Here is a 14,626-nt window from a genome sequence, read left to right as displayed (position 1 = left end):
GCCCCAGAAATCATGTCAAGACGCACGGCTACATTGATTCGTAGAATCATTCGACAGAGAACCTCATATAGGTTGACATCTTCCGGATTGAAATCACCGGAAACGGTGATCGTGATTTCCGGCAATGCGTCCAGAGTTTCGCTGTCAGGTCCATCGCACACGCATCGAGAGTGGTTCCCGCTATGGGAAGAATCCGGTCGTCCTTCACCCGGAATGAGCCGACGATCCATCCAGTGAATACTGGAAGGTTTCGTGCCGCTTGCTGGCCAGCGACAAGTGTGAATGAAACTCGTCGGCAGGAACAGACTGGCGGATATCCTGCCAAACACCAGTGTGAAGGTCTCGGAAGAAAGCAATGGGATCGAGAACATGCGCTGTCAGGGCAGTTTTGCGCGCGGCAGACAAGCGGGCGACGGCAGCCCAGACTGTGCACCCGTACAATTCATCTTCGAGCTCAACAGCTTCGAACGACGCAGAGCTGACGTTGGCGCTTGTAGCTGAGGCTCTTGCTCTGGCTCTGGCTCTGGCTCTGGCTCTGGCTCTGGCCTTACCGCCGATCACCTACTGGTCAGCGCCTGCACCTCACCCATTTCACTTTGCAGTACGTCGTGCCGTCAGGCCCGTCGTCGACACTGTCGCCCAGCCACAGACCGTGAATGACTCGACCTGTGCAATCCACCGGATCCATGAGGACGGCGGGTAGCTGACCGCGCCCATTCACGCTGACGAGAACGAAAACCGGCAATTTCACAAATCGGCGTCGTAATTTCACGATCACTTTATTCATACAGCTCCTTGAGAGCCAAGGCCTGTTCCCAAGATTATGCAGCCCACAAGGAACAGCAGTACCCCCAGTTCGGGCACATCGTGTCTGTAGCCAACACAAGACGCAGAGGGGCGAAGGGGAATCTACCCCTCTTAACGCCGCCATATTGATCCGAAAGCCCCAATTGTCGGCTCTGGCTGCTTGACTATCACCATGAACGCCGCATTACTTTATCCTTCTGGATACAACGCCGATTTCCTTGCGACTCGTCTGCCGCTCCCGGCCCCTCCGGCGGGAACCTTGATTCGTGAACTGCTCTACACACATTTCACCGTGCTCCTCGACCCCGCGCGGCGCCTCGCGATCGCGACCGGCGTCAACATCGACGGGGATCACCTCGCTACCGTTGACCGAGACGACAACTGGCACCTCGACTCGCGTATCCCGATCTACGAACAGACCGGGGAGGACGTCTACGCCAGAAACGATCTCGATCGCGGGCACCTCGTCCGGCGCCAAGACCCGGTCTGGGGTGACACAACGACAGCCCGGCGAGCGAATTACGATACCTTTGCTTACACCAACGCCGCCCCGCAAGCCGCAGCCTTTAACCAATCGAAACAACTCTGGCTCGGCCTCGAGGACCACGTCCTCACCTATGCACGCACCAACGGTAACCGCCTCAGCGTCTTCACCGCCCCCGTGCTCTCAGCCGAGGATCCGATATATCGCGGCGTGAAGATCCCGCAAGCGTTCTGGAAGATCGCGGCATGGACCACGACCACAAAAGGCTCCACCGTTCTTCACGCTGCCGGGTTCGTCCTCGACCAAAGCCCGCAGTTAGACGACATCGACCTTGACACGGTCCGCGCTTCAGCCCTCATGTACGGTAAACCCCCGCCACTTGGACCGTACCGCACCTATCAAGTACCTATCGTGGACATCGTCGACCTCACCAGGCTCAACCTGACCGCCCTATCCGAAGCAGACGTCTACGCCACGGCCCCAGCTATCCGAGAAGACACCGACCGTCGAACGCGCTGGGTCGAACTGACCGACACCGCAGGAATCCACCTCTAACCACACCAAATCCTCTACAACCAGCTCAGCCCACGGCGCGGAGGTAGACATAGACAGTTTCGCGGCTGACCCCAAACTCTCGAGCAAGAACAGACTTCGGCACGCCAGCGGCAGCCTTCTCGCGCAGCTCGGCCGCGCGGGCCGTGTCCAGTGACGGAGTACGGCCGCGGTAGACGCCACGCTTCTTAGCCAGGGCGATGCCCTCACGTTGACGTTCACGGATCAAAGATCGCTCAAACTCAGCAAACGCTCCCATAACGTTCAAGAGCAGGTTCGCCGTTGCGTTGTCGTCGCCCGTGAAACAGAGCTGCTCTTTCACGAACTCAACCCGAACCTTCTTCGCCGTCAGCCGGCGCACGATCAAGCGAAGGTCATCCAAGTTACGGGCCAACCGGTCCATGGAATGCACGAGAACAGTATCGCCATCTCGAACAAACTTGATCATCTCCTCCAGCTCGGGCCGGTTCTGGTCCTTCCCCGACGCCTTATCCTCAAACACCCGATCGACGTCGACGCCAGCAAGCTGACGAACAGTGTTCTGATCGAGGGTGCTCACTCGCACATATCCAACTCGTTGACCCGCCATGCAACTTCTTCCCCTGTTTCGTCAGATTGAAGTCTAAGACCCCGCCAGGAGAGGTGTCTATCAATCAAAACATGATCCTATTCTGACAATATTTGATAAGGACGTCTGACGCCTAGTTGGGGTACACCCCAAATTGACAGTTCATTGCTTGCTTTGACACTTTCGGCTTCCCCATTGACGCCTCTTAATGTCTCCCAACCGTCCTTGACTACAAAAATGGTAACGCCGGTAAAAACACACGTTTCGAGACACGCCGACTCATCCGTCGCCCTTGGACAATGACGCCCCGATCCCGGTCACAGGAAGGAATGCGTTCTGCCTCGCTCTCCACAATCGTGCATGCTCGATCTGTCTCGTCAATGTGTCTCGCAGCCCACGGGTTGCGAGAAGTGGTCTCAGCGGTACCGGTGGGATCTATTCAACTGCTCGATCCCTTGAGCCCTCGCCTACATGAGCAAAAGCGCCGCCAGGATCTGACCGTCAGGAACTGCCATGATTCAAAAGTACGCTTCCGTGCGGTTCCTTTATTTCTGCCGCGTTGCGGTGCATCCTATTCTGTGCCGACTAAATTCAACGAGCACGTAGTCCAGGGCAGGCATTCTGCGGTCTCCCCAAGAGAGTCTTTTTTGTTTATCTGTGCCCATCCTCTGGACAACGAGATCGCTCACTCGCCGAGCACTTCATCGAGAATCTCCGCCGTCACCGGGTCGACCATGGCGGCTGTGACTACGTAGCTGTTGCGCGTGGTCTGCTCGTTGGCGTGGCCGAGAAGTCGAGAGGCCAATGTGATCCCTGCCGCCCGCTCGATCAGGGTCGCGGCCGTACGCCGGTAGATGTGCGTGGTGTACTCGGCGACGTCGACGCCCAGCTCCACCAGGTTAGAACGTTCATCCTCAACAAATGCGCGCAGCAACCGCTCGTAGTTACTGACGCTCAACGAGCGGCCGGTCTTGGTCGGAAACAAGAACGCCTCCGGATCCGGCTCGGCAAGCGCCAGCCGGCGGCGCACAGCCGCTGCGGCCATCGACGGCAGTGCAATGCTCCTCCGCTGCCGCGACCGCTTGGGTGAGTTCTTGCGGTGCGTCCCCTGCGCCTTGGTGCTCACGATCGTGCCGCTCACGATGAGGGTGGGTGGCAGCGTTGTCATGTCGACGTCACAGCGGCGCAGACCGATGCACTCACCGACGCGCAGTGAAGTGCCGATCATGATGTCCATGCCGTCGATAAGTGCACGGTAGTTTGGGCGCGGTCCGTCGTCGCGTGTAAGCCGCCATACTTGCATGCGCCCGCGAATGCCCGTGATCTGCTTCGGCGTGAGGGCGGATTCCTTGCGCGGTGACATCGGCAGGCGTTGTACGTCGCGTACGGGGTTTTGCACCAGAGCATCGTCGCGCACGGCATATCCACAGACGAGACTAAGCACTGCACGCGCTCGACGGGCTTTCGAGATCGTTTCTTCCTCCAAAATTCGCTGGAGGATGCGATCGCAGCGACCGACGGTGAGGTGCTCGAGCCGCACTCCCCCGCAGCGCGGAACGATGATGACGCGGGCCGTAGTCTCGTACGATTCGTAGGTTGAGTACGACAGGCTGCCCGCCTTGGCGCGGGTGAGCACCTGAACCAGCCAAAGTTCCACTGCATCTGCGATCGTGTTCGACGGCGAGAGCGCTCCGGCCCCACCCGTAGCCATGGCCCGAGCCTGCCGGTGAACTTCGGCCCGCGCCTCGTCCTCGGTTCTGGCGGTGACCCCGATGCGGTGAAGGCGACCGCTGTCGTCGCGAGTGGATGCGCGTGCTCGGTATCTACCGCTCGGCAGCACGTCGATGACGATGCTGCCCAGCTCGCCGGCAAGGATCTGGGGTCTAACCATGTCGGTGCTCACGCACCCAGGTGAGCACGTCGTGAACGTCGTACCGCACGAGCCGGCCGAGCTTGATATAGGGCGGCCCGGTCTGCATCAGGCGCCAGTCCTCGAGCGTGCGCTCGGGCATTCGCAGCAGCTCGGAAAGCTCGCGCTGGGTGAGAAACGTCGGAGTGATTTGCGTTGTCGCGTCCATGCACAACAGGTGCACGGCGAATGCCGTGAGCAGCCCGACTATGCCGCGACGAGCCCGTATTTGCCCGGGCAACAGAGCGCCCAACCCCCTACAGAAGGAGGTTATTGGTCTGTTTCTGGTCACAGAGCCTGTTTCAGGCCTTTCGGTCAGGGTGGGCGATAGTCGATTTCGCCGCGGAATCCTGCGCCTGCTAGTGCTGGGGTACCTGGACTCGAACCAAGAACAAATGAACCAGAATCATCCGTGTTGCCAATTACACCATACCCCAATGCCTAATCCGAAGATCGGGCCGAGTAGTAGCCTAGCCCACTTGGGCTGGAGAGGCCAAACCGAGGTGTCCCCCGGCGAGTCGAAGCCCCTCCGGCCACACGGTCAGGCGGCCGTCACTACCGCCAATGCCCGATCGAGGCGATCCAGAGTTTCAGCCTGCCCGAGAATTTCCATCGACTCGAACAGCGGCGGGGAGATCTTGCGACCCGACAGTGCGACGCGCAGCGGTCCGAAAGCAACACGCGGCTTGAGTCCCAGGCCCTCGATGAGGATCTCGGCGAGCAGCGTGTGCACCCGGTCGGTGGTCCATTCCGCTGCAGGAATACCTTCCAGGGCGGTACGACTTGCGCCGAGAATGTCGGCGGCGTTCTGCGGGAGGGAGGCTACGGCATCCGCTTCGAGAACCAGCTCAGCACCGGTCACGAATAGAAAACCGAGCATGGCGGGCGCTTCGCCGAGCAGCGCGATGCGCTCCTGGATGAGCGGGGCGCCCTCGGCGAGCAGGGCCAGGTCGGCGGCGCTCGGGGTCTCGCCGAGCACGCCGGCGGTCACCAGGTAGGGAACCAGGCGGGCGGCGAAGTCATCCGCTTCGAGCTGGCGAATTTGGTCGCCGTTGATGGACTCTGCCTTCTTGAGGTCGAACCGGGCCGGGTTCGGATTGACGTTGACGACGTCGAACGCGGCCGTGAACTCGTCGATGGAGAACACGTCGCGGTCGTGCGAGAGCGACCAACCGAGCAGCGCGAGGTAGTTGAGCAGGCCCTCGGGAATGAATCCACGGTCGCGGTGCAGAAAGAGGTTCGCCTCCGCGTCGCGCTTGGAGAGCTTCTTGTTCTTGTCGCCCATCACGTAGGGAAGGTGACCGAAGCGCGGCACGAAGGTGGTCACGCCAATGTCGATGAGCGCGTGGTACAGCGCGATCTGGCGCGGGGTGCTCGAGAGCAGGTCCTCGCCGCGCAGCACGTGGGTGACGCCCATGAGCGCGTCGTCGACCGGGTTGACGAAGGGGTACAGCGGATGCCCGTTCGGCCGCACGACCACGAAGTCGCTAAACGAGCCGGCCGGGAAGGTGATCTCGCCACGCACGAGGTCATCGAAGGAGAGCTCGGTGTCGGGCACCCGCAGGCGGAGCGCCGGGGAGCGGCCCTCGGCCCGGTAGGCGGCCTTCTGCTCCTCGCTGAGATCGCGCTCGAAGTTGTCGTAGCCCATTTTCGGGTCACGGCCGAGGTCGCGGTTACGCTTCTCGATCTCTTCGCCGGTGACGAAACTCTCGTAGATATGGCCGCTCGCCTTGAGCTGCTCGATGACTCCGCGGTAAATGTCGTAGCGCTCGGACTGGCGGTACGGCGCCTGGGGGCCGCCGACGTCGACGCCTTCGTCCCAGTCCAGCTTGAGCCAGCGCATGGCGTCGACGAGCTGCAGAAAGCTCTCTTCGCTGTCGCGGGCCGCGTCGGTGTCCTCGATGCGGAAGATCATCTTGCCGCCGGTGTGCCGGGCGTAGGCCCAGTTGAACATGGCGGTGCGGACGAGGCCGACGTGCGGCGTTCCAGTCGGCGAGGGGCAGAACCGCACGCGAACGTCGGTTCCGGTGGCGGTAGAAAACGGGTGTGCAGTGGTGTCAGACATTACTCATGATTCTAGTTGGGCAAGCCCGGACCTACTTCTGTCCGGGCCCGGGCCCGGACAGCGGGCCCATGATCGAGCATGGGCCCGCTTTCGTAAGGTGGGCCCGGCGCACGCCGTCTAGCCGACCGACGAGATCGCGACCAGCGCGCGCAGCGCAGCGGCCAGGGCTGGTACACGCTCGGCTCCGGCAGCTGTCACGGCGTGCATGGTGCGATGGTCCTGCCCGGATGTGGCCCGGATAGAGGCGCCCGCGCGCCGGCCGACCGACTCGATCGCGAGGGCAGGAAGCAGCGCGACCCCGATGCCGGCCTCGACCAGGCCGAACACGGCGGCGGCGTTGTCAGTCTCATAGCTGATGCGCGGGGCGAATCCGCGGCGATCGCACAGGTCGAGCAGGTGGCCGCGGCAGCGCGGGCACCCGGCCACCCAGTTCTCGTCGGCGAGATCGCCGAGGTCGATCGGTGCGGCAGCACCGGCCAGCGGATGCCCGGCCGGCAGCACCAGCATCATCTCGTCTCGCCGCAGGGTCGCCACCCGCAGCCCCTGGGCGCTCTCCCGGTGCGGATCCACGCTGTCGCCCGGGTAGCTGAACGTGATGGCCAGGTCGGCCCGATTCTCGCGCACGGCGGCGACGGCCTCCGGCGGTTCGGCCTCGAGATAGGTGATGCTGATTTGGGCATGCTGCTGCTTCATGCGCGCCAGCAGGCTCGGCACGAGGGTAGCGGATGCCGACGGGAAGGCCACGAGACGCACCAGCCCGGTGCGCAGCCCCTGCAACTCGGCAATCTCCCCCGCGGCTGCATCGAGCGCTGTGGCCACGGTCACGGCGTGCCGCGCCAATACGAGGCCGGCCTCGGTCAGTCGCACTCCACGGCCGACACGTTCGACCACGGCGAGCCCGAGCCGCTTCTCGAGCCGTTTGAGCTGCTGGCTCACTGCCGGCTGGCTGTAGCCGAGGGCGGCGGCCGCGGCGGTGATGGACCCGAATTCGTGCACCGCCCCCACGACCCTCAGTGCGTTGGCGCCGATGTCGGGGCTCTCGCCGGGCAAATGGATCATGTCCTCAATCATAATTCTTGGTTATGCAATGCATCGGATACTGGCCGTTGTCGCATGAATTCTCGATGGTCACACTAGAAACATGAGCCCCGCAGCAACGAGCACCAGCAGCCCCACCGCCAAAACGGCCACCAACCCGGGCGCCGGCAAGCCCGCTGACACGAGCACGAGCACGAGCACGAGCACGAGCACGACGACGGTAACCCTCCTCGAAGCCCGCGCCCGCTACACCTCGGGCCGCGGCTACCTCGCCGCCTGCACCCTCGGACTGCCCACGATCGACACGATCGCCGCGATGCGCGCCGATACCGAGGCCTGGGCCGGCGGCCAGGCCTGCGCCTCCCGCTACGGTGAGGTCGTCGAGCGCGTACGCGTCGGGTACGCCGATCTGGTGAACGTCACACCCCACAGCGTGGCGATCGGCTCACAGACCTCAGTCATGGCCGGCCTGATCGCCGCGAGCCTGCCCGACGGTGCCGAAGTGGTGCTGCCCCTCGGTGACTTCAGCTCGATGGTGTTCCCGTTTCTGGCCCAGGCGCACCGCGGCGTGACCGTGCGGCAGGTCCCCCTCGCCGATTTGGCCTCAAGTCTCACCGCGAACACGTGGCTGGTCGCGTTCTCGCTCGTGCAGTCCGCCACCGGAACTGTCGCCGACAGCGACGCCATCCGCGCCGCCGCACGTGCAACAGGTACCTTCACACTCTGCGACACCACCCAGGCCGCCGGGTGGATGCCGGTCGACGCCTCCCAGTTCGACGCCACCATCTGCCACAGCTACAAGTGGCTCTGCGCCCCGCGCGGCGTTGCGTTCTTCACGGTCGCCGAGACTTTCGCCGCACAATTGCACCCGATCAATGCCGGATGGTATGCGGGAGACGACCTGTGGGCATCCTGCTACGGTCCGGCGATGGCGCTTGCTGCCGATGCCCGCCGGTTCGACGTATCGCCGGCCTGGCCGGCCTGGGTCGGTGCCGAACCGGCCATCGACCTGTTCCGCCGTCTGGATATGACCGAAGTGCGCGCCCACACTGCGGGGCTCGGTGATGCCCTGAGCGACGGTCTTGGCTTGCCTCGGCTTGATCAGGCCATCGTCAGCTGGCCGGATGCCGGTGGCCGCGACCTCGCTCGCCTCGCCGCCGCCGGAATCACCGCCTCTGGCCGCGCCGGTCGAGCCCGTGTGGCGTTCCATCTCTGGAATGATCGGGACGACGTGGACGCCGTGCTGGAGGCGCTGCGCCGCGGCTAGGTACAGCCAGGCAACGCTGGGCGTACGTTCGCTGTCGGCGACGTCGAGCCCCTGGGCCCGACGTCGCCCGCCGTTATGCTTTGTCGGCGACGGCCGCAATAATCGCCTCGGCGAGGGCGCCCGATGAGGCCGGGTTCTGACCGGTGTAGAGGTTGCGGTCGATCTCCATGTGTGGAGCGAATGATTCGCCGGCGATGAAGTCGGCGCCCAGTTCGACCAGGCGGCTCTGCACCAGCCACGGAGCCTTCGGAGCCAGTCCGCCGAGAACCTCTTCGGCATCAGTGAAGCCGGTCATCCGGTAGCCGGTGAACGGCCAGCTGTCGTCGGCACGCTGAGCAGCGAGCAGGGCGGCCGGGGCGTGGCAGAGCACGCCGAGGATGCGCCCACTGTCGAGAGATTCGGTGAGGATGCGCCCAGAGTCGGCGTCCACAGCGAGGTCTTCCATCGGGCCGTGACCGCCCGGGTAGAACACCACGTCGTAGTCGGCCACGGTGATGTCGTCGAGGCTGAGCGGTTCATCGAGCTGGCTGGAGATGGTTCCGATGTAGTCGATGATCTGTGCTGCACGGTCCTCTCCCCCGGCCGCATCGGCACGGAGGCTGACCGGGTCGATGGTCGGGGCCACACCGCCCGGTGTGGCGATGCTGATCTGCCAGCCGGCGGCGGAGAACAGGCGGTGCGGCTCAGCGAGCTCCTCTGCCCAGTATCCGGTGGGGTGCAGGCTGCCGTCGTTGAGAGTCCAGTGGTCAGCAGCGCTGACGACGAAAAGTACGTGGGTCATAGTGTCTCCGTTTTCAGTGAAGTCGTTCGTGGAATTGTGCGGGGTGATTCGAATCATAGGGTCGGGATGAGCCCGCCCGTGCGAACGACCATTTTGCCGGTGTTCTCGCCGCGCATGAGGCCGAGGAACGCGTCGACACCATTCTCGACGCCGTCGACGACGGTCTCGTCGAAGACGATCTCGCCGGAGTCCAGCCAGGCGGTCATCTCGGCGGAGAATGCCGGGAGGTGGGCCCAGTAGTTGCCGATGGTGAATCCCCTGAGGGTCAGGCCGCGGGTGACGATGTTGGACAGGTTGTTCGGACCGGCCGGGGCATCCGTGCTGTTGTACAGGGAGATAGCGCCGCACAGGGCCGCGCGGCCGCCGTCGTTGAAGGAGGCCAGGGCTGCCTCGAGGTGCTCACCGCCGACGTTGTCGAAGTACACGTCGATGCCGTCTGGCGCTGTGACGGCGAGCTGGTCTGTGATGGATCCGTCCTTGTAGTTGAACGCGGCGTCAAAGCCGTACTTGCTGATGAGCAGCGCGACCTTCTCGGGCGATCCGGCGGAGCCGATGACGCGCTTGGCGCCCTTGAGTCGGGCGATCTGGCCGACCATGCTGCCGACCGCGCCGGCTGCGCCGGAGACGAACACGGTGTCGCCTTCTTTGAGCTGTGCGATTTCGAGCAGGCCGACGTAGGCGGTCAGTGCGGTCATGCCGAGCACGCCGAGGTAAGCGGAGGCCGGAACGCCGGGGAGCTCGGGAACGACCCTGAAGCCGGCGGCGTCCTCCTGCACCAGGTCACGCCAGCCGTACTGATGGGTGACGACGTCGCCGATGGCGAACGCCTCGTTTGCGGAGGCGATGACGCGGCCGACAGCCGCGCCGGTCATGGTCTCACCGAGCACGAACGGCGGTATGTAGCTCTTCACATCGTTCATCCGGCCACGCATGTACGGGTCGACGGATATGAATTCATTCGCGACACGAACCTGGCCGGCCGCAAGCTCCGGCAGGTCGACGGTCACGGTGCGGAAGTCCGCATGTGTCGGCCAGCCGACGGGACGGTTCACGAGCTGGATCTGGGTACTGACGGTGGATGAGGCCATAGTGCACTCCTCTGCTAGTTCTAGAACGATCGTTTTACTATATAGTAGACTCATCGGTGCACAAAATTGTCCGATCGTCGGACAGGATTCAAGGAGCGAACATGGGGCGGCTGCAGACCTTTGACAGCGGAGTGGTCGTGCAGGCTGCGCGAAACCTGTTCTGGGACAAGGGCTTCGACGGCGCATCCCTGGCCGACCTGGAAGCGGCTACCGGCGTGGGGCGGTCCAGCCTGTACCACGCGTTCGGCAGTAAACGCGGGCTCTTCGACGCCGCGGTCACCGACTATTTGGAGACCGTTATCCGGCCGCGGCTGGCCGGTCTGCGCTCGGGCGCGACGGATGCCTCAGCGCTGCTCGACTACTTCGACGGCCTCACCCGTGCGACGGCCAGGCAGGCGCCCTACTCGGCGCAGACCGGGTGCCTCCTGGTCAACTGCGCCGCTGGACTCGCCGCCCACGACGAGCCGACTCGCGCCGTCGTGGAGGGATACCGCATCGAGTTGACCGATGCGCTCAGGCACGCACTCGAATCGGCCGCGGCACAGTCAGCGGCGGAATCCGTCGACGAGCGCGTGCGTACCCTGGCCTCCCTGTCCCTGAGCGCAATGCTCGTCGCCCGGGTGAACCGGGATGAGGCGATCGCCCTGCTGAACACGGCGTCGAACCAGGTCAGGATCTGGTTCCCCGACGCCACCGACTGAGTCCGACGCCCGAATCCGGGCCTTTGCCTGGATCTTGGTGCCCGCTCGCGGGTCAGGCCGGGCGCACCACCGGGTTCACCAGCGAACCGATGCCCGCGATCGCCATCGTGATCGTGTCCCCATCGACGACGGCCGCGGGCGTGTCCAGGCGTCCGGGCAGGATCACATCACCGGGCAACAGCGTGAACACGCTCGAGGCGAACGCGACCAGGGCAGAAACCGTGTCCTCGGTCATGCGCTCGTCATCGTCGAGCGCGACCGCCTGAAATTCCTCGTCGTTGATAAGCCCGCGCAGCGCTGATGACGCCTCATCGAATTCAGTCTCGATGATCGGACCGAGCGGCAAAAACGTGTCGAAGGCGCCCGCTATACCCGAAGCGAGGTTGGCCGCGGTGACGACCGTCGCGACGGTATAGCCGAAGACGCGGCTCAAAGCATCCGCTGGCGAAACGTTCTTGGCGATCTTGCCGATGATGATGGCGAGCTGGCCGTCGGCCTCGATCTGCTCCGACGCGGCCGGCAGCACGATGGCGTCGCCGGGGCCGACGACGGCGGTGTTCGGCCGCAGCACGAACGCCTCGGCCGAGACCATCGCAACGACCTTCGACCGCGGAATCACCGGCGCGAGCAGCTTCACGTCGGCGAGGGCAACCCGGTCGCCGGTCGTGTCGAAACCGGCGAACATCGGGTCGCTGGTGAGCACGACCAGTTCGTCGTCGTCAACGATGCCGAACGCGATGGCGCCCTGGTAGCTGTAGCGTGCGATCTTCACGTGTCTCATTCCCGCCCGCAAAGGCCAAAAGGTTCAGCTTAGTCGGGTGAGCCAGCCGTGACGGTCGGGCAGGCGCCCATACTGAATGTCGGTGAGTTCCTGGCGCAGCGACAGGGTGATCTCGCCGGCGGGGGCATCCGCGTCACCGATCGTGAAGTCCTTCGCCTTGAGCTGGCCGATCGGGGTGACGACGGCGGCGGTTCCGCAGGCAAAGACCTCGGTGATGGCACCGGATGCGACACCCTCACGCCACTCCCCCAGCGTCACCTCGCGCTCCTCCACCGTCATACCTCGGTCGCGGGCGAGCTGCATGATGCTGTCGCGGGTGACGCCTTCCAGAATGGATCCGGTCAGGCGCGGCGTGACGAGCGTGTCGGTGCCGTGCACGAAGAACACGTTCATACCGCCGAGCTCGTCGATGTGGCTGCCGGTCTCGCCGTCGAGAAAGAGCACCTGGGCACAGCCGTTTTCGTAGGCTTCCATCTGGGGCAGCAGCGACGCGGCGTAGTTGCCGCCGCACTTGGCGGCGCCGGTGCCGCCGCGACCGGCGCGGGAGTATTCGGTCGACAGCCAGATCTTCACCGGCGCAACGCCGTCGGCGAAGTAGGCGCCGGCCGGGCTGGCGATGACGTAGAAGCTCACCTGGTGGGCGGCGCGCACTCCGAGAAAGCTCTCGTTGGCGATCATGAACGGGCGCAAGTAGAGGCTCGTCTCCGGCGCTGACGGAACCCAGTCGCCGTCGATCGCGATCATCTGCATGATCGACTCGATGAAGTCGTCGACGGACAGCTCGGGCAAAGCCAGCCGGTGCGCGGAACGCTGCAGGCGCTGGGCATTCTTCTCGGGCCGGAAGGTCCAGATCGAGTTGTCGGCGTGCCGGTACGCTTTGAGACCCTCGAAGATCTCCTGGCCGTAGTGCAGCACCGACGAGGCGGGGTCGAGCAGCAGCGGTCCGTAGGGCGTGACGCGGGCGTCGTGCCAGCCGGCATCGACCGACCAGTCAATGGTGACCATGTGGTCGGTGAAGTGCTTGCCGAAGCCCGGGTCGGCGAGAATTTCGGCGCGTTCGGCTTCGGCACGGGCCTCGGTCGACGGGGTGACGGTGAAGTTCAGGGGAAACGTTGTGGTCTTGCTCATTTGAGTACCTTGTCTGTCAAAAGCGTCACGATGGCGTCTCCCACCTCAGCCGTGCTGCGTCGCACCGAAGCGGAGCGGCGCGCCAGGTCGTCGGCGACCGCGTCGTTGACGCGAGCCGCGGCATCCGTCAGCCCGAGATGATCGAGCAGCAGCGCCACCGAGAGGATGGCCGCGGTCGGGTCGGCGAGTTGCTGGCCGGCGATATCGGGGGCCGAGCCGTGCACCGGCTCGAACATGCTGGGAAAGCGGCCCGTCGGGTTGATATTGCCGGAGGCTGCCAGGCCGATGCCGCCGCTGATTGCCGCTGCCAGGTCGGTGAGAATATCGCCAAAGAGGTTGTCCGTGACGAGTACATCGAATCTACCCGGATTCGTGACAAAGAAAATGGTCGCCGCGTCGACGTGCAGGTAATCCACCGCAACCTGGGGGTACTCCAGCGCCACCTCGTTCACGATGCGCTGCCACAGGCTGCCGGCGAAGACCAGCACGTTGGTCTTGTGCACCAGGGTGAGGCGCTTGCGCTCACGACCCTGGGCGACCTCGAAGGCGTAGCGCACGACGCGTTCGACGCCGTAGGCGGTGTTGACCGAGACCTCGTTGGCGACCTCCTGCGGGGTGCCACGGCGAATGGCGCCGCCGTTGCCGACGTAGGGGCCTTCGGTTCCCTCGCGCACGACGACGAAGTCAACCACGCCGGGGGCGGCGAGCGGGCTCGTCACTCCGGGGTAGATCGTGCAGGGCCGCAGGTTCACGTAGTGATCGAGGGCGAAGCGCAGGCCGAGCAGCAAGCCCCGCTCAATATTGGCGTCTTTCAGCCGGGGGTCGCCGGGAACGCCGCCGACGGCGCCGAGCAGAATCGCATCGTGCTGCTGGATCGACGCGAGGTCGGCATCCGTGAGCACGTCCCCGGTTTCAAGAAAGCGCGCGGCGCCGAGCTGAAAGGTGCTCGTCTCAATCGTGACGTCATCACGCGCGGTGACGGCGCCGAGTACCTTCACGGCCTCAGCGACAACTTCCGGTCCAATCCCGTCTCCGGGAATGACAGCGAGTTTGATAGTACGAGACATGTGGCTCCGAAACAGTCAACGAACACCTAAATTGCGTATAGTCAAACCTTACCTTTGTCGCCGGAGTGCCTAGGATTGTCCCCAGGGCACCACCAATGGAGAGCAGGAAATCATGAGTATCGGACTAGGAATCTTTCTGCTCGTCGTGGGCGCCATTTTGGTCTGGGCCCTCGACGTGACCGTCACCGGCGTCGATCTGACGCTCGTCGGCTATATTCTGCTCGCGGCCGGAGCGCTCGTGACAATCCTCGGCATTGTGCTGATGACGCGGCGTCGTAACAGCGTGAGCACGACCCGCACGATCGCCGACCCGGCGAACGGCGAGCAGGTCACCCGTCGCGAGAACTCGATCGACGACCTCTAACCCACAGCTCGCGAAAGCGGGTGAAG

At 64.1% G+C, this 14,626-nt stretch carries 16 protein-coding genes and 1 tRNA gene; 4 read left to right on the top strand and 13 right to left on the bottom strand.

Features of this window, described 5'->3' with window-relative positions; all coding sequences use genetic code 11:
• The coding region (locus E3T46_RS18285) for a hypothetical protein (protein ID WP_206751475.1) at positions 1-371 on the bottom strand (371 nt) is incomplete at its 3' end.
• 197 nt (positions 372-568) lie between these two features.
• Positions 569-787 carry a hypothetical protein gene (locus E3T46_RS05040; RefSeq protein ID WP_134577677.1) on the bottom strand — a complete coding sequence of 73 codons (219 nt, stop codon included), beginning with the start codon at positions 785-787 and terminating at the stop codon, positions 569-571.
• Between the two features lie 192 nt (positions 788-979).
• Between E3T46_RS05040 and E3T46_RS05035 the strand changes: the two genes are divergently transcribed.
• The gene (locus E3T46_RS05035) at positions 980-1,846 is read left to right on the top strand and encodes a DNA/RNA non-specific endonuclease (protein WP_134577676.1); all 867 of its coding nucleotides are present in this window, start codon (positions 980-982) and stop codon (positions 1,844-1,846) included.
• A 25-nt stretch (positions 1,847-1,871) separates the two neighbouring features.
• Here E3T46_RS05035 and E3T46_RS05030 read toward each other — a convergent pair whose 3' ends face one another.
• The 6 genes from E3T46_RS05030 to E3T46_RS05005 all read right to left on the bottom strand — a co-directional run bounded on the left by E3T46_RS05030 (position 1,872) and on the right by E3T46_RS05005 (position 7,444).
• Positions 1,872-2,432 (bottom strand): recombinase family protein, encoded by a 561-nt coding sequence (locus E3T46_RS05030; RefSeq protein WP_134577675.1) that lies wholly within the window; start codon positions 2,430-2,432, stop codon positions 1,872-1,874.
• Positions 2,433-3,096: 664 nt separating this feature from the next.
• Entirely contained in the window at positions 3,097-4,302 is a 1,206-nt protein-coding gene (locus E3T46_RS05025; protein WP_134577700.1) for a site-specific integrase, read from the bottom strand.
• The gene (locus tag E3T46_RS05020) at positions 4,295-4,561 is read right to left on the bottom strand and encodes a helix-turn-helix domain-containing protein (RefSeq protein ID WP_241980458.1); all 267 of its coding nucleotides are present in this window, start codon (positions 4,559-4,561) and stop codon (positions 4,295-4,297) included. Before E3T46_RS05020 ends, E3T46_RS05025 begins: the two co-directional genes overlap by 8 nt.
• A gap of 124 nt (positions 4,562-4,685) precedes the next feature.
• Positions 4,686-4,757, bottom strand: a tRNA-Gln gene (locus E3T46_RS05015).
• 104 nt (positions 4,758-4,861) lie between these two features.
• Positions 4,862-6,385: a glutamate--tRNA ligase gene (gltX, locus tag E3T46_RS05010; RefSeq protein WP_134577674.1), complete on the bottom strand. Its 1,524-nt coding sequence runs from the start codon at positions 6,383-6,385 to the stop codon at positions 4,862-4,864.
• A 117-nt stretch (positions 6,386-6,502) separates the two neighbouring features.
• Positions 6,503-7,444 (bottom strand): LysR family transcriptional regulator, encoded by a 942-nt coding sequence (locus E3T46_RS05005; RefSeq protein WP_134577673.1) that lies wholly within the window; start codon positions 7,442-7,444, stop codon positions 6,503-6,505.
• Positions 7,445-7,526: 82 nt separating this feature from the next.
• Here E3T46_RS05005 and E3T46_RS05000 point away from each other — a divergent pair, with 82 nt between their 5' ends.
• Positions 7,527-8,690 (top strand): aminotransferase class V-fold PLP-dependent enzyme, encoded by a 1,164-nt coding sequence (locus tag E3T46_RS05000; RefSeq protein WP_134577672.1) that lies wholly within the window; start codon positions 7,527-7,529, stop codon positions 8,688-8,690.
• A 73-nt stretch (positions 8,691-8,763) separates the two neighbouring features.
• Here the strand turns inward: E3T46_RS05000 and E3T46_RS04995 are convergent, their stop codons facing one another.
• Both E3T46_RS04995 and E3T46_RS04990 read right to left on the bottom strand, forming a co-directional pair.
• The gene (locus E3T46_RS04995) at positions 8,764-9,471 is read right to left on the bottom strand and encodes a type 1 glutamine amidotransferase domain-containing protein (RefSeq protein WP_134577671.1); all 708 of its coding nucleotides are present in this window, start codon (positions 9,469-9,471) and stop codon (positions 8,764-8,766) included.
• Positions 9,472-9,524: 53 nt separating this feature from the next.
• Entirely contained in the window at positions 9,525-10,559 is a 1,035-nt protein-coding gene (locus tag E3T46_RS04990) for an NADP-dependent oxidoreductase (RefSeq protein WP_134577670.1), read from the bottom strand.
• A gap of 101 nt (positions 10,560-10,660) precedes the next feature.
• Between E3T46_RS04990 and E3T46_RS04985 the strand changes: the two genes are divergently transcribed.
• Positions 10,661-11,260 (top strand): helix-turn-helix domain-containing protein, encoded by a 600-nt coding sequence (locus E3T46_RS04985; RefSeq protein ID WP_134577669.1) that lies wholly within the window; start codon positions 10,661-10,663, stop codon positions 11,258-11,260.
• Positions 11,261-11,312: 52 nt separating this feature from the next.
• Here the strand turns inward: E3T46_RS04985 and E3T46_RS04980 are convergent, their stop codons facing one another.
• Genes E3T46_RS04980 through E3T46_RS04970 form a run of 3 tightly spaced genes read right to left on the bottom strand, consistent with a single transcriptional unit; the run spans position 11,313 to position 14,236 of the window.
• Positions 11,313-12,041, bottom strand: coding sequence for a fumarylacetoacetate hydrolase family protein (locus E3T46_RS04980; RefSeq protein ID WP_347232603.1), 729 nt, complete (start codon positions 12,039-12,041; stop codon positions 11,313-11,315).
• 24 nt (positions 12,042-12,065) lie between these two features.
• The gene (locus tag E3T46_RS04975) at positions 12,066-13,169 is read right to left on the bottom strand and encodes a branched-chain amino acid aminotransferase (protein WP_134577667.1); all 1,104 of its coding nucleotides are present in this window, start codon (positions 13,167-13,169) and stop codon (positions 12,066-12,068) included.
• Complete coding sequence (locus E3T46_RS04970; RefSeq protein WP_134442606.1) at positions 13,166-14,236, bottom strand: 3-isopropylmalate dehydrogenase; 1,071 nt, start codon at positions 14,234-14,236, stop codon at positions 13,166-13,168. Before E3T46_RS04970 ends, E3T46_RS04975 begins: the two co-directional genes overlap by 4 nt.
• 112 nt (positions 14,237-14,348) lie before the next feature.
• On the opposite strand from E3T46_RS04970, the gene E3T46_RS04965 reads away from it, so the two are divergent.
• A complete protein-coding gene (locus E3T46_RS04965; RefSeq protein WP_134442607.1) occupies positions 14,349-14,600 on the top strand; it encodes a DUF6458 family protein in 252 nt (83 codons plus the stop codon).
• Positions 14,601-14,626: the final 26 nt, after the last annotated feature.

The sequence above is a fragment of the Cryobacterium sp. Hh11 genome (genome assembly GCF_004404045.1).
GTDB classification, from domain to species: domain Bacteria; phylum Actinomycetota; class Actinomycetes; order Actinomycetales; family Microbacteriaceae; genus Cryobacterium; species Cryobacterium levicorallinum.
This window is presented reverse-complemented; position numbering and strand designations above follow the sequence as displayed.

Coding starts and splice junctions, on each gene's coding strand:
- E3T46_RS04965 (WP_134442607.1), top strand. CDS start 14,349: ATGAGTATCGGACTAGGAATCTTTCTGCTCGTCGTGGGCGCCATTTTG.
- E3T46_RS04980 (WP_347232603.1), bottom strand. CDS start 12,041: ATGAGACACGTGAAGATCGCACGCTACAGCTACCAGGGCGCCATCGCG.
- E3T46_RS04970 (WP_134442606.1), bottom strand. CDS start 14,236: ATGTCTCGTACTATCAAACTCGCTGTCATTCCCGGAGACGGGATTGGA.
- E3T46_RS04995 (WP_134577671.1), bottom strand. CDS start 9,471: ATGACCCACGTACTTTTCGTCGTCAGCGCTGCTGACCACTGGACTCTC.
- E3T46_RS05040 (WP_134577677.1), bottom strand. CDS start 787: ATGAATAAAGTGATCGTGAAATTACGACGCCGATTTGTGAAATTGCCG.
- E3T46_RS05030 (WP_134577675.1), bottom strand. CDS start 2,432: ATGGCGGGTCAACGAGTTGGATATGTGCGAGTGAGCACCCTCGATCAG.
- E3T46_RS05035 (WP_134577676.1), top strand. CDS start 980: ATGAACGCCGCATTACTTTATCCTTCTGGATACAACGCCGATTTCCTT.
- E3T46_RS05000 (WP_134577672.1), top strand. CDS start 7,527: ATGAGCCCCGCAGCAACGAGCACCAGCAGCCCCACCGCCAAAACGGCC.
- E3T46_RS05005 (WP_134577673.1), bottom strand. CDS start 7,444: ATGATCCATTTGCCCGGCGAGAGCCCCGACATCGGCGCCAACGCACTG.
- E3T46_RS04985 (WP_134577669.1), top strand. CDS start 10,661: ATGGGGCGGCTGCAGACCTTTGACAGCGGAGTGGTCGTGCAGGCTGCG.
- E3T46_RS04990 (WP_134577670.1), bottom strand. CDS start 10,559: ATGGCCTCATCCACCGTCAGTACCCAGATCCAGCTCGTGAACCGTCCC.
- gltX (WP_134577674.1), bottom strand. CDS start 6,385: ATGTCTGACACCACTGCACACCCGTTTTCTACCGCCACCGGAACCGAC.
- E3T46_RS05025 (WP_134577700.1), bottom strand. CDS start 4,302: ATGGTTAGACCCCAGATCCTTGCCGGCGAGCTGGGCAGCATCGTCATC.
- E3T46_RS04975 (WP_134577667.1), bottom strand. CDS start 13,169: ATGAGCAAGACCACAACGTTTCCCCTGAACTTCACCGTCACCCCGTCG.